At 73.1% G+C, this 21,044-nt stretch carries 13 protein-coding genes; 7 read left to right on the forward strand and 6 right to left on the reverse strand.

Annotation, left to right across the window (positions count from 1 at the left end):
- Positions 1-137: 137 nt before the first annotated feature.
- A complete protein-coding gene (locus O7633_RS31030; RefSeq protein WP_074475830.1) occupies positions 138-476 on the reverse strand; it encodes a DUF952 domain-containing protein in 339 nt (112 codons plus the stop codon).
- A 136-nt stretch (positions 477-612) separates the two neighbouring features.
- Between O7633_RS31030 and O7633_RS31035 the strand changes: the two genes are divergently transcribed.
- Positions 613-1,269: a response regulator transcription factor gene (locus O7633_RS31035; RefSeq protein ID WP_074475831.1), complete on the forward strand. Its 657-nt coding sequence runs from the start codon at positions 613-615 to the stop codon at positions 1,267-1,269.
- Positions 1,270-1,279: 10 nt separating this feature from the next.
- Positions 1,280-2,701, forward strand: a complete 1,422-nt coding sequence (locus tag O7633_RS31040) for a HAMP domain-containing sensor histidine kinase (RefSeq protein ID WP_282324940.1) — start codon at positions 1,280-1,282, stop codon at positions 2,699-2,701.
- A 76-nt stretch (positions 2,702-2,777) separates the two neighbouring features.
- Here O7633_RS31040 and O7633_RS31045 read toward each other — a convergent pair whose 3' ends face one another.
- From O7633_RS31045 to O7633_RS31060, 4 genes are all read right to left on the reverse strand, one after another.
- Positions 2,778-3,734, reverse strand: coding sequence for a TAXI family TRAP transporter solute-binding subunit (locus tag O7633_RS31045; protein ID WP_282324941.1), 957 nt, complete (start codon positions 3,732-3,734; stop codon positions 2,778-2,780).
- 132 nt (positions 3,735-3,866) lie between these two features.
- Positions 3,867-4,550, reverse strand: a complete 684-nt coding sequence (locus O7633_RS31050; RefSeq protein ID WP_282328692.1) for a hypothetical protein — start codon at positions 4,548-4,550, stop codon at positions 3,867-3,869.
- Between the two features lie 121 nt (positions 4,551-4,671).
- Positions 4,672-5,487 (reverse strand): peroxide stress protein YaaA, encoded by an 816-nt coding sequence (gene yaaA, locus O7633_RS31055; RefSeq protein ID WP_282324942.1) that lies wholly within the window; start codon positions 5,485-5,487, stop codon positions 4,672-4,674.
- A gap of 64 nt (positions 5,488-5,551) precedes the next feature.
- A complete protein-coding gene (locus O7633_RS31060; protein ID WP_282324943.1) occupies positions 5,552-7,168 on the reverse strand; it encodes a hypothetical protein in 1,617 nt (538 codons plus the stop codon).
- Positions 7,169-7,319: 151 nt separating this feature from the next.
- On the opposite strand from O7633_RS31060, the gene O7633_RS31065 reads away from it, so the two are divergent.
- Entirely contained in the window at positions 7,320-8,360 is a 1,041-nt protein-coding gene (locus O7633_RS31065; RefSeq protein WP_074476020.1) for a phosphatase domain-containing protein, read from the forward strand.
- Positions 8,361-8,460: 100 nt separating this feature from the next.
- Here the strand turns inward: O7633_RS31065 and O7633_RS31070 are convergent, their stop codons facing one another.
- Positions 8,461-12,906: a LamG-like jellyroll fold domain-containing protein gene (locus tag O7633_RS31070; RefSeq protein WP_282324944.1), complete on the reverse strand. Its 4,446-nt coding sequence runs from the start codon at positions 12,904-12,906 to the stop codon at positions 8,461-8,463.
- 462 nt (positions 12,907-13,368) lie between these two features.
- Here O7633_RS31070 and O7633_RS31075 point away from each other — a divergent pair, with 462 nt between their 5' ends.
- The 4 genes from O7633_RS31075 (at position 13,369) to O7633_RS31090 (ending at position 20,999) form a co-directional block, all read left to right on the forward strand.
- Positions 13,369-19,704 (forward strand): RHS repeat-associated core domain-containing protein, encoded by a 6,336-nt coding sequence (locus tag O7633_RS31075; RefSeq protein WP_282324945.1) that lies wholly within the window; start codon positions 13,369-13,371, stop codon positions 19,702-19,704.
- Positions 19,705-19,766: 62 nt separating this feature from the next.
- Positions 19,767-20,300 carry a DUF6346 domain-containing protein gene (locus O7633_RS31080; protein WP_282324946.1) on the forward strand — a complete coding sequence of 178 codons (534 nt, stop codon included), beginning with the start codon at positions 19,767-19,769 and terminating at the stop codon, positions 20,298-20,300.
- On the forward strand, positions 20,297-20,608 hold the full coding sequence (locus O7633_RS31085) for a hypothetical protein (RefSeq protein WP_282324947.1): 312 nt from the start codon (positions 20,297-20,299) through the stop codon (positions 20,606-20,608). Before O7633_RS31080 ends, O7633_RS31085 begins: the two co-directional genes overlap by 4 nt.
- Before the next feature lie 91 nt (positions 20,609-20,699).
- Positions 20,700-20,999, forward strand: coding sequence for a helix-turn-helix transcriptional regulator (locus O7633_RS31090; protein ID WP_282324948.1), 300 nt, complete (start codon positions 20,700-20,702; stop codon positions 20,997-20,999).
- The last annotated feature ends 45 nt before the right edge of the window (positions 21,000-21,044 follow it).

Here is a 21,044-nt window from a genome sequence, read left to right on the forward strand (position 1 = left end):
GCCGGGCGCCGGCGGTGGACGCGGCGGGACGGCGGCGGGTACGCGCCGCCGCCCGCGCGGGATCGGGGCTGCCGCGCCCGGCGGCGGGCTCGGCGGCCCCGGCCGGGGCGTCGGCCGGGAGTGAGCATAGCGAGCGGTCAGCCCAGCAGGCGCGCGACCGCGTCGGCGGCCGGCACGTCGGCCGGCAGGGCGTGGGCCTCGACCACGGCGGTGAGCGGCAGCGGACCGTACAGGTGGGGGAAGAGCTCGCCGCCGCGCGACGGCTCCCAGCGCAGGGCCGCGCCGAGCGCCGCCGGGTCGACGGCGAGCAGGGTCAGCCCGGTGACGCCGGCGAAGTGCCGCCGGGCGGTCTCGACCAGTTGGCCGGCGGCGGAGAGGTGGACGAACCCGTCCTGGCGGTCCACCGCCGAGCCGGCGAACTGCCCGGCGGCGCGGGCGGCGTCCCACTCCGCGCCGGTCAACAGTTTGTAGATCATCCCGGCAGCCTACGGCCGGGGCGGCCCCGGCGGGCCGCGCGGCACGGACGCACGGGGACTGACCGGGCGGCCCTCCCGCCCGGCCCGCACGTCTGCGACCATTCCACGGTCGAGAACGAGGAACCGGGGAGGCGGGTTGCGCATCCTGCTGGTCGAGGACGACCGTCGGGTGGCCGCCGCCCTGTCGTCCGCCCTGACCCGCCGCGGCTACGAGGTGGAGCACGCCGCCACCGTCGCGGCGGCGCTGCGCGCCGCGCCGTGTGACCTGGTGCTGCTCGACCTGACCCTGCCCGACGGCGACGGCACCGACCTGTGCCGCGCCCTGCGCCGGCGCAGCGCCCAGCTCGGCATCATCGCCGTCACCGCCCGGGGCGAGGAACGCGACCGCGTCCTCGGCCTGCGGCTGGGCGCCGACGACTACGTGGTGAAGCCCTTCTCCATGGTCGAGCTCCAGGCGCGGATCGAGGCGGTGCTGCGCCGGGCCGCGCACGCCGCCCCGGAGCGGGACGTGATCGAGGCGGGACCCGTGCGCATCGACGTCGCCGCCCGCACCGTCACGGTCGCCGGCCGGGAGGTCACCCTCACCCGCAAGGAGTTCGACATCCTGGTGTCGCTGGCCCGGCAGCACGGGGTGGCGGTGTCCCGCGACCGGATCCTGCTGGACGTGTGGGGCACCACCTGGGCCGACCGGCACACCGTGGAGGTGCACGTCGGGTCGCTGCGCGGCAAGCTGGGCGACCCCCGGCTGGTGGAGACGGTGCGCGGGGTCGGCTACCGGCTGCGCGGGGAGTGAGGGGAGCCCCGTGCGTCGTCGGCTGGTCATCAGCTACCTGCTGCTGATGGTGCTCGTGCTCGTCGCCCTGGAGACCCCGCTCGCGGCGACCCTGGCCACCCGGGAGACCGACCTGGTGCGCGCCGACCGGCTCGCCGACGCGACCCGGTTCGCCTCGCTCGCCGGCCCGGCGCTGCGCGGCGGCGTCCCGGGGCCCATCGGCGGCGAGCTGAGCAGCTACGACGAGCTGTACGGCATCGGCGCGGCGGTGGTCGACCGGGACCGCCGCACGGTGGTGGCGTCGCGCAGCTGGCGCTCCGGGGCCGGCACCGAGTCGGCGCTGGACAACGCGCTGGCCGGGCAGCAGTTCAGCGCCCCGGGCTCGGTGTGGCCGTGGGCGGACGGGCCCGTCGTGGTGGCGGTGCCGATCAACGACGGCGGCGAGGTGCTCGGCGCCGTCGTCATCACCACCCCGGCCGGCGCGTTGCGCCGGACCGTCACCGCGTGGTGGCTGCTGCTCGCGGCGATCGGCACCGTCGCCGTGCTGGCCTGCGTGCTCACCGCGTTCGGGCTGGCCGGGTGGGTGCTGCGCCCGGTCACCGAGCTGGACGCCGTCACCCACGAGATCGCCGAGGGGGACCGGGGTGCCCGGGTCCAGCACCGGCTGGGCCCGCCGGAGCTGCGCCGCCTGGCGGCGAGCTTCAACAACATGGCCGACGTGGTGTCCGACGTGATGGACCGGCAGCGGGCGTTCGTCGCGCACGCCAGCCACCAGCTGCGCAACCCGCTGACCGCCCTGCGGCTGCGGGTGGAGGAGCTGGGGCCGAGCCTGGCCGATCCGCAGGGCCGGGCCGAGCACCGGCTCGCGCTGGAGGAGACCGACCGGCTGGCGCTGCTGCTCGACGCCCTGCTCACCCTGGCCCGCGCCGAGCGCGAGGAGAACCAGCGGGTCACCGTCGACGCGGCGGCCGTGGCCGCGTCCCGGGTCGCCGCCTGGCAGCCGCTGGCCCGGCACCGGTCGGTCACCCTCCGCCTGGCCGGCGCCGACGGCCCGGCGCACGCCCGGACCGTGCCGACCGCCGTCGACCAGGCGCTCGACGCCCTGATCGACAACGCGGTGAAGTTCAGCGGCCCGGGCGGCGAGGTGACGGTGAGCGTCGGGCGCGCCGACGGCGGCATCGCGCTGGAGGTCCGGGACACCGGCCCGGGCATGACCCTCGACCAGCTCGACCGGGCCACCGAGCGGTTCTGGCGGGCCCCGGAGGTGCAGAACGTCGACGGGGCGGGGCTCGGGCTGACCATCGTGGCGGTCCTCGTCGACGCCTCCGACGGTCGGCTCACCATGCGGCCCGGGCGGCCGCGCGGGCTGGTCGCCGGCCTGTGGTTTCCGGCCCCGGACGCCGCCGACGCCGCCGACGCGGCACCCGCGCCCGCCCCGGCCGACGCCGGCTGACCGGCCCGGGGCCCGCTGGGCGCCGGCTGACCGCCCCGCCCCGGCCGATGCCGGCTCGCCGCCTCCCCGGCCGGGGTCAGGGCTTGGCCGACCGGTACCAGGCGGCGGCCCCCGGATGCAGCGGAAGCGGGGCGGTGGCGATCGCCGACCGGGGGCTCATCCGGCCGGCCGCCGGGTGGGCCGCCGCCAGCTCCGCCCGGCGCTCCATCAGCAGCCGGGTCACCTCGCGCACCAGCGGCTCCGGCAGGTCCGCCCGGACCACCAGGTAGTTCGGGTTCGCCACGGTCGTGACCGGCTCCACGCCGTACACGGAGCGGGGGATGTCGCGGGACACGTAGACCTCGCGGTAGCTGCGCCGCAGCGGCTCGGTCCACTCGCCCAGGTCGACGATCCGCACGACGCTGCCGGCGGCGAGCTCCCCGACGCCGCGCACCGGCAGCCCGCCGGAGAAGAAGAACGCGTCGACGCGGCCGGCGCGCAGCGCGGCGACCGAGTCGTCGAGGCCGAGCCGTTCCCGGCGCACGGCGTCGCCGCCGAGGTGGGCGACCTCCAGCAGCCGGGTGGCGGTGACCTCCGTGCCGGAGCCGGGCGCGCCGACGGAGACCCGCCGGCCCCGCAGGTCGGCCACCGAGCGCACCGGGCCGCCCGCCATGGTCACCAGGTGCAGCAGGTCGTCGTAGACCCGCGCGACCGCCAGGACGCTCGGGTGCTCCTCCCGGTCGGTGGGCAGCACGTCGGCCTGGGTGAAGCCCAGCTCGGCCTGGCCCGCGCCCACCAGGCGCATGTTCTCCGCCGAGGCCGCGGTCACCACCACGCTCGCCCGCACCCCGGGCAGCTCCCGGTTGAGGATGCCGGCCAGCGACCGGCCGAACGCGTGGTAGACGGCGGTGGGGCTGCCGGTGGCGATGCGGATCGGCACGGGTTCGCCCGGCGAGTCCTGGCAGGCGGCGAGCCCGGGTGCCGCCGCGACCAGCACCAGCAGCAGCGCGGCCACGCCGGCGGCGCGCGGGGGCACAGTCCAGCTACGGCTCACCCGGTGCACTCTGCGGGGTGCACCACCACCCGCGCAAGCCCTCGGGCCGGGCCCGTCCGCGCCCGCGCGGGCCGCCTCGGCCCGTTCGTGCGCCGCCGGCCGCCGGTACGCCGTGCGCCGGTGCGCGGGGGATCAGCCGACGGCGGCCACCCCCGGCCCGGTCGCCGGGTCCAGGGTGACGCTGCGCAGGATGCGGTCCCGGTCCGGGCCGTCGGCCACGCTCACCACGAAGCAGCCGGCCCCGGGCCGGAGCAGGGCGGGCACCTCCAGCAGGGCGGCCCCCCGGACCAGCACGGCGGCCAGCTCCCGGTCGGTCAACCGGATCCCGAGGATGTGCCGGCGCACGTGCCGGCCGCCGGCCAGCAGCGACGCCCGCCACGCCGCGGCGGCCAGCCGGGGCCGCCACGTGCGGCGCGGCGCCGACGCCCCCGACGCGGGCCCGCCGAGCAGCTCCCGGCGACCCTGCCGCCAGCCGGCCTCCACCAGCGTCGCGTACGCCGCCCGGTGCTCGTGGGCCACCTGGAGGCGGTGCAGCTCGTAGCGGCGGCGCAGGCCACCGGTGGCCACCTCGTGCCGCACCGGGATCTCCAGCCGGGCCAGGAGCTGACGCATCCGCAGCGCCGCGTCCTCCCGGTTGAACTCGGCGGCGGGCCCGGCGTGCGGGTGGGCGGGTGCCGGCGGACGCCGCCCGGCCCGGACGGGGGCGGCCGGGGCGGACACGCAGCGCAACAGGCAGGCCACCTCGAACGCGTCGGCGAGGGTCACCCAGTCCAGCGGGGCCGGGACCGCCGGAAGACGAGGCCGGTCGAGCAACATGGGTTCGAGGGGCACCACGGTCTCCTTGTCGGCGTCGGATACCCCATACCGTGACCCGCCCGACGGCCCGGTGGTACCCGTGGCCGCCAGGCTTGAGGAAATCTTGCGACAGTTCGGAGCGTCACAGCTGCGTCACCACGACGTCGACCGCCCGGGGCCGGCCGGCCGCCACCGGCTGCTCCAGCACCGTGTACTTCGCCTCGCGCAGGGCGGCCACCAGCCCGTCGGCGGTGCGCGGTCGGGCCCCGGCCGTGAGCAGGTCGCGCACCAGCCGCCCCTTCGTCGCCTTGTTGAAGTGGCTCACCACCGTGCGGACCGGCCCGGACGGGGTGTCCCGCTCGTGCAGCACCCGCACGGTCACCGTCCGCCCGGCCAGCTCGCCGCGCGGGGTCCACGTCGCCGCGTACGCGCCGGAGCGCAGGTCCAGCACCGGGCCGCGTCCGGCCGCCGCCTCCAGCGCCGGCCCCAGCTCCCGCCGCCAGTACGCCGACAGCGCGCCCACGCCCGGCAGCCGCGCCCCGATCGGGCACCGGTACGGCGGGATCCGGTCGGTGAGCCGCACCGCGCCCCACAGCCCGGAGCTGATCAGCACCGACCGGCGGGCCGCCCGCTGCGCCGCCGCCGGCAGCGTGGCCAGGTCGAGGGCCTCGTAGAGCACCCCCGTGTAGAGCCGGCCCGCCTCGGCGGTGGCCGCCCGCTCCAGCCGCGCGTTGCGGCGCAGCTCGCCGGCCAGCCCCGGGGTCAGCCCCAGCGCCGCCAGTGCCGCCGCCTCGTCCGGGCCCGCCGCCCCTTCCACGCCCGCGCAGAGTCCCACCAGCGCCGCCAGGACCCGCGCGCGGGCGTCGGTCAGCTCGGGCAGGGACAGCCGGGCCAGGTCCAGCCGCCGGCCCGTCCCGGCGTCGGCCTTGCCCTCCGAGGGCGGCAGCAGGATGAGCATCGCCTCACGACTCCTCGCGCACCCGGCGTCGTGCACGCCGGTCGGGCCAGCGTACGCACCCCGCTCAGCGCCACGGCCGCACGGCCGTCTCCGGGTGGTACACGCGATAGCGGCCGACCTCGGCGAGCAGCGCCGCCCCGCCGCGCGGGCCGAGCAGCTCCCGCAGCCGCCGGTCGGCCGGGCCGCCGGCCACCAGCACGTACCCGGGGCGGTCGGCGAGGGCCACCTGCCGCCAGTACGGCCGGTACCGGTTCTGCCCCGGCATCAGCCGCCCGTCGAGCACCCCGCACCGCACCTCCTCCGCCGTCTGGAAGACGAGTCGGTTGCACGTCCAGTACTCGCCGTACACCGCGCGCAGCCCCGCCCGGCGCACGACGTCAGCGAGTTGGCGGGCCTGCCGCTCCTCGACGCGCAGCGGCCCCAGGCCCGCCACGAACAGGCCGGTGACGGCAAGCGCGGTGGCGGCCAGCCCGGCCAGCGCCGCCGTCGCCGTCGCGCCGGCGAGCCGCCCCGCCGCGCCCGTCGTGCCCCGCCAGGCGTGCCGCGCCGCCACCCACAGCGGCCACAGCGCCACCGGCAGCGACAGCTGGAGCACCGACAGGTAGCGGGCGTTGTTCAGCGGATCGGTGGCGGCCAGCGGGCTGCGCACGTACGCCGCGAGGGTCAACCCCGCGCCCGCGACCAGGGCGAGCTGCGCGGCCGGCCCGACCCGGTCGCCGGCCGGCCCGGCGGCGGCCCGCCGGTACGCGACCAGCGCGAGCACCGCGGCGGCGGCCAGCAGCAGGGGATAGCACAGCCCGAACCACTGCTGCCACCGGGCGCAGCCACCGGCCGGGCACAGCCCGGTGGCCAACGGCACCCCCTCCAGCAGCCCGCCGTGCAGCCGCTCGGCCAGCGGCGGCGACGCGCCGGCCTCCCCGCTGATCCGCCGGACGACCGACAGCGAGTCCTGCCCCGGCGGCGCGCGCAGGCTGTCGACGACCAGCGGGGCCGCCCCGAGGACGACCCCGGCGACCAGCGCCGCCCCGCACCGGCCGAACAGCTCCCGGCGCAGCACCCAGGCCAGCAGCAGGACGGCCGCCGCCAGGTACGGCAGGATCAGCCAGTCCGACCAGACGGCGAACCCGGCCAGCAGCCCCGCCGCCCCCGCCGCCAGCGGCCGGGACCGCACCCGCCCGTCGGCCAGCCCCACCGCCACCAGCAGGATCGCCAGCACCGCCGGCTTCACCTCGGGCCGCCCGCCGACCGCCTGCAACTGGTCGCGCAGCACCCGCTCCGGGCCGAGCGCGAGCAGGCCGACGACCAGCACGGCGCACCACGGCGCGCAGATCCGGCGGGTCAACCGGTACGCCAGGAACACGAACAGCGCCCACAGCGCCAGCACCGGCAGCCGCAGCACCGGCCAGCTCGGCCCGGCGACGGCGACCAGCGGGGCCGCCAGGTACGCCTCCGCCATGCCCATGTAGCGCTGCCCGTAGAGGAACACCGGGTGCTCGCGGCCGGCGGCGATGTGCAGCGCGGCCAGGCCGAAGGTGGCCTCGTCGCTGTTCGACACGGGCACGGTGAGCAGCGTGAGGACCAGCCGGTAGCCGAACCCGGCCAGCCCGAGCAGCAGCGCCGCCAGCGCCGGCCGGTCGAGCGCCGGACGCCACCGCCCACGGTCCCGCACAGCTGTCGACACGACCAACGCCCCCGTCGTCGCCCCGACCGGAGTGTGTCACGCGCCCGGGGCGGGCCGGGCCGGATCGGCGCAGACCGGCGGCGGGCGGCGGCCACCGGCGCGGCCGGCGGCTCGCGTGGCCGACCTCGCCGCCGTGTGGCAGGGTTGCCGTGTGCCACCGACACCCGCCGGCGAACTGGCCGTACCGAACCTGCACCGGGCCGCGCGGTTCGAGGACGCCGTGCACAACCTGGTCGAGCGCCGGCTGCGGCGCACCGGGTGGCAGACCAACATCATCGCGTACGCCGGTTACGGCGCCCCCGGCTGGGCGCGGGTGCTGTGCCGGGTGCTGCTCGGCCGCCCCGACACCCGGTCCCGGCAGCGGCTGGAGAAGGTGCGCGGCTGGCGCAGCTTCGCCACCCTGCCCGCCAAGCACGTGACGGTCACCATCGAGGCCGGCGGGGTGACGCACGAGGCGAAGGCCGACCGCAGCGGCTTCGTCGACACGGTCGTCGAGGCCGACCTGACCCCCGGCTGGGCGTCGGTGCGCCTCGGCGTCGCCGACGCCGAGCCGGTGGAGGCGCTGATCCGCGTCCTCGACCCGACCGTCCGGTTCGGCATCCTCTCCGACATCGACGACACGGTCATGGTGACCGCCCTGCCGCGCCCGCTGCTGGCCGCGTGGAACACCTTCGTCCTCGACGAGCACGCCCGCGCCGCCGTCCCCGGCATGGCGGTGCTCTACGAGCGCCTCGTCACCGCCCACCCCGGCGCGCCCGTGTTCTACCTTTCCACCGGCGCGTGGAACGTCGCGCCGACGCTGACCCGGTTCCTGTCCCGGCACCTCTACCCGGCCGGGCCGCTGCTGCTCACCGACTGGGGGCCGACGGCCGACCGGTGGTTCCGCAGCGGCCGGGAACACAAGCGGGCCACCCTGGCCCGGCTGTCCCGGGAGTTCCCCGACGTACGCTGGCTGCTCATCGGCGACGACGGCCAGCACGACCCGGAGATCTACCGCGAGTTCGCCGCCGGGCACCCCGACAACGTGGCCGGCGTGGCGATCCGCCGGCTGTCGCCCACCCAGTCGGTGCTCGCCGGCAGCCTGCCCACCCCGTCGGGCAGCTCCTCGTCGGGCCCGGTGGGGCAGAAGTGGCTCTCCGCGCCGGACGGCGCGGGCCTGTGGAAGCTGCTGCGCGACGCGGGCCTGGTCTGACCGTCGCGGGGCTGCTCTGACCGTCGCGGGCCTGGTCCGACCGTCTCCACCCGACAGCGGCTGGCCCGGCCCGTGGGCCGGGCCAGCCGGTCGCCCTACGTCACCAGCCGGTGGTGAGCTGGCTGCGGGCGCTCAGCATGCCCGCCGACGCGCCGGGATACAGCCACAGGATCCCCGTCGAGTTCTCCCGGGCGACGACGTCGGGCTTGCCGTCGCGGTTGAAGTCGGTCAGGCCGAACGAGGTGTAGCCGGCCCAACCCACGCCGACCTGGGTGATGCTGGCCGCCGGGAAGTCGTACAACCGCAGGAGGCCGGTGCTCGCCGCCCGGGCGTAGACGTCCGGCGTGGCATCGCCGACGACGTTGGCGATGCCGTACGGGGCGAAGTCGGTCGACCAGCCGTCGCCGACGTCCACCCGGGCGCTCGTGCCGCCGGCCAGGTCGCCCGGATACACCCACAGGTCGTTGGTGGACCCCGCCGTGATCACGTCCTGGAACCCGTCGCGGTTCCAGTCGGCCACCCCGTACGGGCGGTAGTTGCACCACTGGTTGCCGAGGAACGTCGGCGTGGCGCTCAGGTCGTCGGCCGTGCCGAGGAAGACCTGGAGCTCGCAGGAGGTGTTGTCGCGGACCACGATGTCCTGGTTGCCGTCGTGGTCCCAGTCGGCGATGCCGAAGACGGTGAACTGGTTCCACCCGGTCGACATCAGCCGAGGGGTGCCCAGCTGCGCGTTCTGCTTGCGGTGCCGCCACAGGTTGCCGTCGGTGTCGGCCGTGTAGATGTCCGTCTCGGTGGTCCCGGTGCCGGGCGGCGTCCAGGTGGTCGCGCCGAACGGGGTGCGCGCGCCGGCCGCCGGCGTCGTGTTGCTCGCCCCCACCTGGGTCGGGGTGAGCGCCCGCTTCCACACCTGGAGGTTGCTGATCATCCCGGCGTAGTAGGCGGTGGGCTGGCCCTGGTAGAGGTAGCGGCCGACGACGAACTTGCCGCCGCTGGGCCACGTCGGCGTCGCGGTGAACTGGGCGCTGCCCTTGAGCACCCCGTTGACGTACAGCGAGATCGTCCGGGTCTTGGCGTTGAAGGTCGCCACCAGGTGCGTCCAGACGCCGAGCGCCGTCCCGGCCGGGGTCACCACCTGGGTGTACGACCAGCCGCTGTCGGCGTTGCCCATGCCGAAGCGCCACGTGTTGTCGCTCGTGTTGTTCCACAGCAGGAAGCGCGACGCGTTGGCGCCGTCCTCGCTGGCGATGACCCCGCCCGCCGCGGTCGGCTTGGCCCAGACCGAGATGGTGAACGACTTCGTGGTGTCGATCAGCGGGCTGTTGACCGTCAGCGCCCCGTCGCCCGTGGGGTTCACGGCGGTGCCGGTCGCGTCGGTGTTCATGATGAGGGCCGGGCTGAACAGGTCGTCGCTGCGCCAGTAGGCGTCGCCGCCGGAGGCGGTCAGCGTGCTGCCGCCGGTGACGTCCGTCGCGGACGTGACCGCCCCGTCGCCGGTGTCGTCGAACTTCCAGGTGTGGTCCGAGGTGATCAGGGTCTGCTTCGGCTGGGCCGTGACGGTGGCGCTGCCGGCCTGGAGGCCGGTCACCAGCCAGGCGGTCGTGGCGGCGTCGGCGCCCACGGTCCACAGGTCCACGGTGCCGTCGCCGTTGATGTCACCCGCGCGCAGGCTCAGGTTGCTGCCGGTGTTCCAGCCGGACGCCGCGAGGGTGCGGGCGGTGTAGGTGAGCTGCCCGGTGTCCTGGCTGAACGCGAGGCCGGTCCACAGGTGCAGCGCGCCGGTGGTCCGGTTCCACAGGAACATGGCGGTGCCGTCCGACGCCTCGGCGGTGGCGATGCGCCAGTTGTTCCAGTCCGTGCCACCCGTCGGGGTCGACGCGGTGGTGTGCTGGGTGCCGAGGTAGCCGCCGGGGATGCCGAAGTTGGGATAGTAGGTGAGGAAGTAGCCGTTGGCGGTGTCCCCGCTGGTGCCGATCAGGTCGGGGTAGCCGGTGCCGGCCTGCCGGCTGTCGCCGGCGTTGGCGAGCTGGATCGGCGGTGTGCCGTTCGGGTCGTTGAGCAGCGAACCCTCGATGGCGAACTGGTTCTCGACCCGCTCCGGGCGCAGCACCGAGCCGTCGCCGTTGCCGGCGATCAGCTCCGCGCGGAAGGGGTCGGCGGCCGGGTGGTAGACCAGGACGTCCTGGAAGCTGCCGCCGAGGAAGCGACCGCTGACGACCTGGGCGCCGTCGAAGTCGGACGGCGAGTTCGTCCCGGAGACGCCGTCGCCGCGGGCGCCGATGTTGCTGATGTTCGGGTTGACGCCGGCCGCGCCGTTGTTCTCCGCCAGCCAGATCCCCGCCGCGAGGTTGTTGGTGGAGCCCACGTTCAGCAGGTCGGCCCGGCCGTCACCGGTGAGGTCGCCGTCGGCGGCCGGAGTGGCCGGGGGGACGGCGTTGAAGGTCAGGGTGTCCGTCTCGCCGAAGTTCTGGCCCGCCGCCGTGACGCTGGTGACGGAGAGCGTGTTCGTCAGCCGGGTGGGTCGGACGGGAATCGTCGCGTTGCCGCTGGCGTCGGCGGTGACGGTCACCGGCGGCGCGGCGTTCAGCTGGTAGTTGTAGGCGGTGGGCAGCGTGCCGCTCTCCGGCGGCGCGACGGTGAAGCTGGCCTGGACGCCGACGGTGGTCTGGGCGGGCGGCGTGATCCGCGGCGGTCCGGCGCGGGTCGCGTCGAAGGTGAACCGGCAGGTGGCCGACCAGTTGCTCGGGGTGCGGAAGTCGGTGGCCTGGACCTGCCAGGCGAAGGTGGTCGGCGCGCCGTTGCTGCTCCCGGTGACGCCGGCGGCGGCGGCGAGGGTCGCGCGGGGCACGACGTACACGGCGGTGCTGCCGGACGAGTACGTCAGCAGGTTCGGGTTGGTGTTGACCAGCAGCGTCCCGGGGGCGCTGGCCTTCCACAGCTTGAAGGTCACGCCGAGGGTGCCGCGGTTGGTGTCGGAGACCGGGGCGTAGAGCGAGACCGAGGTGTCGCCGACGACGGTGGGGCTGGCGGCCGCGCAGGACGTGGTGGGCGAGGTGGTCATCCCCGTCGGGGTGTTGGGCTTGTGGTTGTAGCGGATGGTGAGGGTGGGGCTGGTTTCGAGGAACTCCTTCCAGCTCTGGGTGTCGCTGGCCTCGTTGGCGGCGACCATCCACAGGGTGCGGGTGGGCTTCTTGGCGGTGACGTCGGCTTCGATCTGGTTGGTGACGTCGAAGGAGGCGGCGTCGGCGTCGCAGCCGCTGTAGCCGTAGGCGAAGCTCTTGGCGGCCACGACGCTGCCCTTGGTGACGACCTCCCAGTGGTTCCAGGTGGCGTTGGACGAGCTCAGGGTGGTCGCGGGGGCGTAGATGTTGACCGTCTTGGCGGTGCAGTTCCAGGACCGGGTGTTGGTGATCTTGAAGATGGCGTCGTAGATCTCGGCCCCGGTCAGGGTGCTGTACGGCACCGGGAAGTTGACCAGGGTCTGGGAGCGTTGGACGCCGGAGTTGCCGACCTGCATCCGCCCGACCGGGTCGGGGGTGTCCTTCCAGAAGTTGGTGGACTGGTGCTGGTAGGAGATGGTGGCCCAGCCGGACATCTTGGGCCCGACGGGGGTCCAGTTGAACGTGGGGTCGACGTAGACGGGGTAGACGGTCTTCGGGTCGTCGAACAGCTTCCGGTCGGGGGACAGGCGCAGCGTGCCGGGGGCCATCCGCACGCCGATGGGGGCGCTCCTCGCGGTCCGGCCCGGCGCGGCGGCACTCGATGCGGCGGTGGGCCGCTCGTTGCGGCCGGTGGCGGAATCCCACATGGTCGGGGCGGGTGCGGTGAGGACGGCCTGTCCGGCGCGGTCGCGGCCGGTGATGTTGCCGGTGGTGTCGGCGGTGAGGGTGACGCCACTGGTCGACGTGGTCAGGTCGAGGGTGGCCAGCTTCGGGTGTCGGGCGGCCTGGCGGTTCTTGACGACGAAGACGTGGGAGAAGCCGCCCTCGCCGGTGACGCGGACGGTGAGGTCGACGCCGGGCAGCACCTCGGGGTAGGTGGCGGTGGGCCCGGACAACGTGGGCGCGGGCAGCGCCATCGGCGCGGTGAGCGACAGCGCGCGGTCGCCGCTCGTCAGTTGGGCGAGGGGGCCGGTGCCGCCGGGGGAGAGCCGGACCTGGTTGGTGGTGACGGTCGGGGTGATGCTCCCGTCGGCGTGGCGGACCAGGGTCGGGTCGAGGCTGCGCCACTTCCCGTCGACGCGGGTGCGGGTGGGCACGGCGGTCTGGGTCAGCTCGACGGTGCCGTCGGGTCGGGCGGTCATGGTGGAGGTGGAGGTGCCGGCGGCGGTGGCCTCGACGGGTCGGCCGGTGCGGCGGGCCTCGGTCATGGCGCGGTCCACGCCGAGCGGGCCGGTGGCCGGCTTCGCGGCGGGTGCCGACGACGCCGCCTCGGCGGCAGGCGCGGGCGTCAGGCCGGTCGCGGCGCCCGCCGCGGCGAGGCTCAGCGCGACGACCGAGCCGAGGGCCCTCGACCTGATTGTCCTGACAGGAGGGCTGTTCCTGGACATGGAGTGGTATCTCCCCCGTGTTCGTGTCCGGCGGACGCGGTTTCGCGTCCGGTGGGCGGCCACAGTGAATCAGCCCGCGCGGCGACAGGGGTGCCGTAGGCCGCGTCGCCTTGTCCCTTTCGGACTCAGTGCGGCCCATATGGCCGTCGTGACCTTCGCCATCGTTATCGATGCGTGACCTTTTGCGTCCCGGGACGTGAAACATTGACGGCGCGTCACGGGGGTGCGCATCCCACCACCCTGCGTGTCGTTCCGGTTGTCTCACGAAACGGGGTGGGCATGTTCGGGCACGGGGGAACACGTCTGTCGGCACGTCCGAGACGGTTGGTCGCGGCGATCGCGTCGGCGGCTCTGGTAGCGGGATTGTGGTCGGGCGCGCCGGCATCGGCGAAGCCCAGGGGCGCGGAGCCGGCAAGGCCTCCCGTGCCGTCACCGGGTCCGTCGGTAAAGGGCGTCAAGCCGTTGCCGACACGGTTCGTGACGCCGCGCGACGACGCGAAGTCGATCCACCGGCCGTCGAGGACGGTGTGGCCCAGCGCCGCGTCGGCGCAGGTCGAGCTGGGTGCGCCGCAGGCACTGTCGGCGGGGTCGCCGAAGGCGCGGGCGGCGGGCACCCCGGTGTGGGCGCAGCCGGTGTTGGTCAAAAGCGGACAACCCGCCGGGCCGAAGCGGCTCGCGGTGACGGTGGCCGACCGCAAGGCCGCCGAAGCCGCCGGCGTCGACGGCGTGCTGCTGTCGGTGACGCCGGACCGGGCGTCGGGCGCGGCGCGGATCGGCGTGGACTACGCGGGCTTCGCCGAGGCGTACGGCGGCAACTACGGGTCGCGGCTGCGGCTGGTCCGACTGCCCGAGTGCGCACTGACCACGCCGAAGGCGGCGGAATGCCGCACGGCGCAGCCGCTGGCGTCCACCAACGACCCGGCGGCGCGGGCCGTCTCGGCCGAGGTGCCGATGACCGCCTCCGCGTCCGGCGCGCGCGTGGTGCTGGCGGCGGTGGCCTCGGCCGGCGAGGAGGGCGGCAACGGCGGCACCTACGCGGCCACCGACCTCAAGCCATCCGGCTCGTGGACCGGCGGCGGGAGCACCGGCTCGTTCACGTACTCGTATCCGGTGACGGTGCCGCCGGCGGCGTCGGACCTGGTGCCCACGGTGGCGCTGTCCTACGACTCGGGCAGCGTCGACGGGCAGACCGCCTCGACCAACGCCCAGTCGTCGTGGGTGGGCGACGGGTGGTCGACGCCCCGGTCGTACGTGGAGCAGACCTTCGCCTCCTGCATGGACGACCCGGGCGGCAGCGCGTCGCCGGTCAAGACCTACGACCGGTGCTACGACGGGCCGATCCTGACCCTGTCGCTGAACGGGTCGTCGACGTCGCTGGTGTGGGACGCGGGTGCCAGCAAGTGGAAGCCGGAGTCGGACAACGGCGAGGTGGTCACCCACGTCGTGAACGCGAACAACGGCACCGGCACCTACAACACCGACTACTGGCGGGTGACGCTGCGCGACGGCACGATGTACGAGTTCGGCCGTAACCGCCTGCCGGGCTGGACGTCGGGCAAGGCCGAGACGAAGTCGGTCGACCACACCCCCGTCTACTCGCCGCACTCGGGCGACCCGTGCTACAACTCGGCCGGGTTCTCCTCGTCGGTGTGCACGATGGCCTACCGGTGGAACCTCGACTACGTCAAGGACGTCCACGGCAACGCGATGGCCTACTACTACCAGCAGGCCACCAACTTCTACGGCCGCAACAAGGGCGCCACCGACGTGTCGTACGTGCGGGACAGCAACCTGTCGCGCATCGACTACGGCTTCACCGGTGACAACGCCTACGGCACCGTGCCGAACCGGGTGGTGTTCACCACCGGCGACCGCTGCCTGTCGGGCACGTGCCAGCCGCTGAACTCGGCGAACAAGGCGAACTGGCCGGACGTGCCGTTCGACCTGATCTGCAACTCCGGCACCGACTGCGACGACTGGAGCCCGTCGTTCTTCTCGACGGTCCGGCTGACGTCGATCGAGGCGCAGCAGTACGACCCGGCCACGTCGGCGTACGAGCCGGTCGACTCGTACGCCCTGTCGCACACCATGCCGGCCACCGGCGACGGCACGTCGCCGACGCTGTGGTTGACGTCGATCGAACGCACCGGCCACGACACGAGCGCGGGCGGCTCGACGGCGGCGATCACCCTGCCGTCGGTGTCGTTCACCGGGATCAAGCTGGCCAACCGGGTCGACACGGCCGGCGGGCTGCCCAACTTCTACCGGCAGCGGATCAGCACGATCACCACCGAGACCGGCTCGGTGATCTCCCCTAGCTACGAGCTGCCGGTGCCGTGCACCGCCCCGGTGACGACCGCCCCGGCCACCAACACCAAGTCGTGCTACCCGGTCTACTGGACCCCCGACGGGTTCGTCAACCCGAAGCTGGACTGGTTCCACAAGTACGCGGTCACCCGCGTCACGTCCACCGACCCGACCGGCGGGGCGCCGGCGCTGTCGACCAGCTACAGCTACCTCGGCGGCGCGGGTTGGCGCTACGACGAGAACGAGGTCGTCAAGGCCAAGTACCGCACCTACGGGCAGTTCCGCGGCTACGCCAAGGTGCGCACCTTCAGCGGAGACGGCGTCAACGACCGCCGTACCCAGTCCGAGGTCGCCTACCACCGCGGCATGAGCAAGAACAACTCCACCACCGTGGTCAACCTGACCGACTCCGCCGGCGGCGTCCACGAGGACGTCGACGAACTCGCCGGCAAGGAGTTGGAGACCACCAAGTACCTGGGCGAGGGCGGCCGGGTCGATTCCTCCACCATCACCTCCTACTGGGTGTCCGGGGCCACCGCCACCCGCTCGCGCACCGGCCTGTCGGCGCTGACCGCCCAGTGGGTCGCGCCGATCAAGACCTACGCACGGCAGGCGGTGACCAGCGGCGCGTCCCTGACCTGGCGCTACACCGGCAGCGACAACAGCTACGACGCCAACACCGCCAGCGCCACCTTCGGTGAGCTGAAGCACAGCTACACCTACACGGTGCCGGTCAACACCGCGTACGACCAGTGCACCAGCTACACGTACGCCCCGGTCAACGCCGGCGCGAACCTGGCCGGGCTGGTCAGCCAGACCGAGACGGTGTCGGTGGCGTGCGGCGGGTTCACCCAGGGCAGCCCCGTCTCCGAACCGGGCAGCGTCAACACGTTGACCGCCCCGGCGACGGTGAGCCGGCCGGCGCAGGTGGTCAAGGTCGAGCGGAACTTCTACGACGACCCGACGTTCGCCACCACGTTCCCGCAGGCCGCCGCCCCGACCAAGGGCGACGTCACCCTCACCCAGGTCGCCAGGGACCACACCGCCGGCGCCTACGTCTGGCAGACCAGCGAGAAGACCACCTACGACACGTACGGCCGCGTCGTCGACGAGTACGACGCCAAGAACAACAAGACGACCACCGGCTACTCCATGAACGCCGCCAACCTGGTCACCGGGACGTCGACGACCAACGCGCTGCTCCAGACGTCGTCGGCCACGATCAACCCGAAGCGCGGCGGCATGCTCACCAGCACCGACGCCAACAACGTGGTGACCCGGCAGCACTACGACGCCCTGGGCCGCGCCACCGCCGTCTGGTTGTACAACCGGGCGACCAGCAGCGACGCCAACCAGAAGTTCACCTACACGGTGTCCAAGACCGGCGTCACGGCGGTGACCAGTCAGAAGCTCAACAACTCCAACGGCTACCAGACCTCGATCACGCTCTACGACGCCCTGCTGCGGAGCCGGCAGACGCAGACGGTCACCCCGCAGGGCGGCCGGATGATCACCGACACGTTCTACGACACCCGGGGCTGGACCAGAGCGTCGTACAACGGGTGGTGGGACGACGCGACCACGCCTACGGTCACCACGCCGGTGTCGGCGGCGACCCTCGGCAAGCAGGTGCCCAACCAGACCTTCACCACCTACGACGGCCTCGGCCGCGCCATCGTCACCACGGCGGCGAAGAACGGCGTCACCGTCTCCACCACCACGACGGTCCACGCCGGAGACCGCACCACGGTCGTGCCGCCCACGGGTGGCGTGGTCACGACCACCGTCACCGACCCGCTGGGCCGGAAGAAGGAGCTGCACGAATACCAGGCCCGCCCGACGGTGACCACCCCGGCGGACACCTTCACCGGCGACTTCACCGTCACCGGCGGCACCGCCACGACCAGCACGTACGGCTACGACAGCCGCGGCAACCAGGCGACGCTCACCGACGCCGACAACAACGTGTGGACCTCGACCTACAACCTGCTCGGCCAGGTCGTGGCGAAGTCCGACCCCGACGCCGGCACCAGCAGCATGGTCTACGACACCAACGGCAACCTCGTCCAGTCCACCGACGGCCGCGCCAAGACCCTGTCGTTCACCTATGACGCCCTCGACCGCAAGACCGGGGAGTACGCTGCCACGGTGGCCAGCCAGTCGTCGGCGAATCAGCGCGCCGCCTGGGTGTACGACAACAGCAACGCCGTCGCCGGGGTCACCAACGCCGTCGGCAAGCTCACCACCACCATCGCCTACCGCGACGGCCAACCCTTCACCACCCAGCAGAAGGACTTCAACGTCTTTGGCAGCAGCCTTGGGCAGACGGTCACCATCCCCGCCACCGAGGGTGCCCTCGCCGGCTCGTACGTCTTCGGGCACTCGTACACCTCGGTGCTGGGCCTGCCCCTGACCGACACGTACCCGGCCAAGGGCAGCCTGCCTGCCGAGACCGTCCTGCACGGCTACTCCGGCCTGCTGGACCTGCCCACCACCCTCGCGGGCCTCGCCGCCTACACCACCGGCGTCACCTACGACGCCTGGGGCCGGGTCAACCAGCAGAGTATCGGCACCGCCACCAGCGCCGCCTACGTCACCAACACCTACGACACCCACACCAGCCGGCTGACCAACCAGCTCGTCACCCGCTCCACGGCCACTCCGGCCACGGTCGACGAGCAGGAATACAGGTACGACCTGGTCGGCAACATCACCCGCAAGACCAGCAAGCGCCTCGGGGTCACCACCCCGGCGGAGACCCAGTGCTACGGCTACGACGGCCTCGCCCGCCTCACCGACGCGTGGACCGCCACCGACGCCTGCGCCACCACACCGACCAACGCCAACAAGAGCATGGTCGGCAACACCATCGGCGCCGGCAGCGCCTACTGGACCACCTGGACCATCGATCCGATCGGCAACCGCACCCAGCAGGTCGAGCACAACCTGACCGGCGGCGTCGACACGACCACCACCTACACGTACGACGGCAACGGGCAGAACAAGCCCCACACCCTGACCTCCACCGCCACCAGCGGAGGGGCGACCGGGAGCACGTCCTACACGTACGACGCCGCCGGCAACATGACCGGCCGCAACGCCGCCCAGGGCAACCAGACCCTCGCCTGGGACGACGCCGGTGACCTCGTCTCCGTCACTGGCGGCACCAGCGGCAACAACACTTTCATCTACGATGCCGACGGGGAACTCCTTCTGCAGAAGGAGCCGGGCAAGACCACCCTCTACCTGCCGGGGCAGCAGCTCACCCTCAACACCGCGACCAACGCCGTCGACGGCAACCGCTACCTCGACCTGCCGGGTGGCGGCAGTTGCATCCGCTCCGGCAGCGGCACGGCCTACACCTTCGCCATCGCCGATCACCAGGGCACCCCGGCCCTGTACCTCGACAACACCGCACAGAACCCCACCTGGCGGCAGTACACCCCGTACGGGGCGGCCCGAGGTGCGGCGGTCGCCGTTCCCGACAACCGCGGCTTCCTCAACAAACCGACTAGCCCCACGGGTCTCATCGTGGTGGGCGCACGTGCGTACGATGCACTGCTCGGACGGTTCATCTCCGTGGACCCGGTGCAGGATACGGGACAGCCACAGCAGTGGAATGGCTTCTCGTATGCCAATAACACCCCGGTCACCTCCAGCGATCCGACGGGACTGATTCCCGACGACTGCAAGTATTTCGACTGCTACGGCTACGACCCGAAGAACGGCTGCCCAGGTGGATGCGGCTCGACCGACAACGTCAACTGGGGGAAGGCGAAGGGCAAGGGTAGTAGTAAGGCCAAGCCGGGCGGAAAGTACGTGCCACCGCCGCGTCACAAGCCCAAGCCGAAGAAGAAGGATGCGTGCGGAGCCCTCTCCTGGGTGTGCAAGCAGGTCTCACGCGCGGGAAACTGGATGCAGGAGCATCCCGACCTGACGTCGGCGGTTGCCGGGTTGGTCGTTGGCGTGACCTGCACGGCCTTGACTCTCGGTGCCGGAGCTTTAGCGTGTGGTGCGCTCGGCGGGGCGGTGGCCGGTGGTCTCGGCGCGGCGCTGAAGGGCGAAGACTGGGACCAAGTGCTGCTGGGTGCTGGTGTTGGTGCAGCATTCGGGCTCGTCGGTGGGGTGGCCGGAAACGTCGGTGGCGCTATCGTCGGTCAGACGGGCAAGGCTCTGGTAACGGGGGCGGGCCGAAACGCCCTCGGCAAGGGCTTGCAGGAAGGCGGGAAGACCTTTCGCAGTCTTGTCGGGCCGGAAGCCCGAGAAGTTCTTACCCGCGGAGGTATGAAGGGCCTCGCCAAGACCCACCGGGTTCTGCTGGGGAGCAAGATTGGTCGGCCGGTCTACGGCAAGGTCCTCAAGGAAGGAATACCTAACATGATGGGGGGCTTCGTCGTCAACGGCTTCGTGCCCGGGGGGCCCAGTGATCTCCAGAACCTTGGCAAGTTCAATCCGATGAATGCAATTCAGGGTGGATTGACAGGATACTGAGGTACGAGGTGTCAAGGTCTGTGGTGGGCGGCGCAGGAGACAACCCTGGGAGTCATCTGCGGGTGCTGTTCTCCTGCGCGGCCTGGGCGGCGGCGCTTCTCCTTGCCAACGCGGTGGTCACCCTCGGGCTGACCACCGCGTTGAGCCACTATCACGGCGAGAGCACCCCCACCTGGTCGTCTCCGATGCACGGCCGAGCGAGGACGCTGGCATGCCAACAGCACGGCCCTGTGAGTCTCGACGGATTTGGCTACTGGTGGACATGTGGGGCCGAGGTGACGATGGCGGACGGGCGGGTCATCGTAGTTGCGCTGGGGGCATCGATGCTGACTCCAGATGACCAGGGTAAGACTGTTGACCTGGTGGAGAGGTGTTCGAGCAGCGATCGACACGAGTGCGTGTACACGCGCCCGGGTGGAGGACTGGTGGCTGTCCTGATTCGACTGCTGCATGTCCTCCGCGTAGCCGTTATGGCGGTGATCGGTCTCCTGGCAGGGGTCTTCCTGCTGCGAGGTCTGCTGGGCCGACGGCTGTACGGTCGACTCGTGGGAGTCGAAGCGGACGCGGTGGACGACCGTGGAAAGGAGGGGCGATGAGCCAGTCCCTGCGAATCACGTTTGCTTATCCAGGTGGTCCCTTTGCGGAGGTGTACCGGTCGACCGGGCCGCGGCTGCTGCTCGACGGTGTCGAGGTGCCCGTGCCCGGCTGGGGCAGCCACGGTTTCGCGGTGCCCGCCGGCCCGAGCAGCGTGCGGGTCGTCGTGCCCTTCGGCGGCGCAGACGACTTCGCGGTGGCGGAGCACGAGGTCACGGTCGGCGCGGGCGAGACCGTCGACCTGGAGTACGTGGCCCCGACGGTGCTCGGCCTCTCGGGCAGGATCCGCGTGACGGGGCGCACCGGGTAGCGGCTGGCCGGGCGGCAAGCATGGCCGTACGGCAGGTGGCTCGGGCAGCGCAGGATCAGGCGCGACACACTGTGCACCAGGGGGCGGAGCGATGAACGATCGGAACGACTGGAACGAACTGCGTGAGCGACGCCTGGCCGAGCCCGGGGCGGCAGACGCCTACGAGGCGGCACGGATCGCCTTCGAGCTCGGGCAGACGGCTCGGGAACTGCGTGAACGAAACGGCTGGAGCCAGACCGAGCTCGCCCGTGCCGCAGGCATGACGCAGTCCGCCGTTGCCCGTTTCGAGGCCGGGGGCACGGTGCCGACCCTGACGGTGCTCGAACGGCTGGCGAGGGCGCTGAACATGAGACTGGACGTCACGTTCGCGCCCCGGGCGGACGCGGCCTGATCCCCGCCGGGTCGCGGCCCGCCCGCCGCTCTGGCTGAGCGCGGG

The organism is Micromonospora sp. WMMD712 (assembly GCF_029581295.1).
GTDB lineage: Bacteria > Actinomycetota > Actinomycetes > Mycobacteriales > Micromonosporaceae > Micromonospora > Micromonospora carbonacea.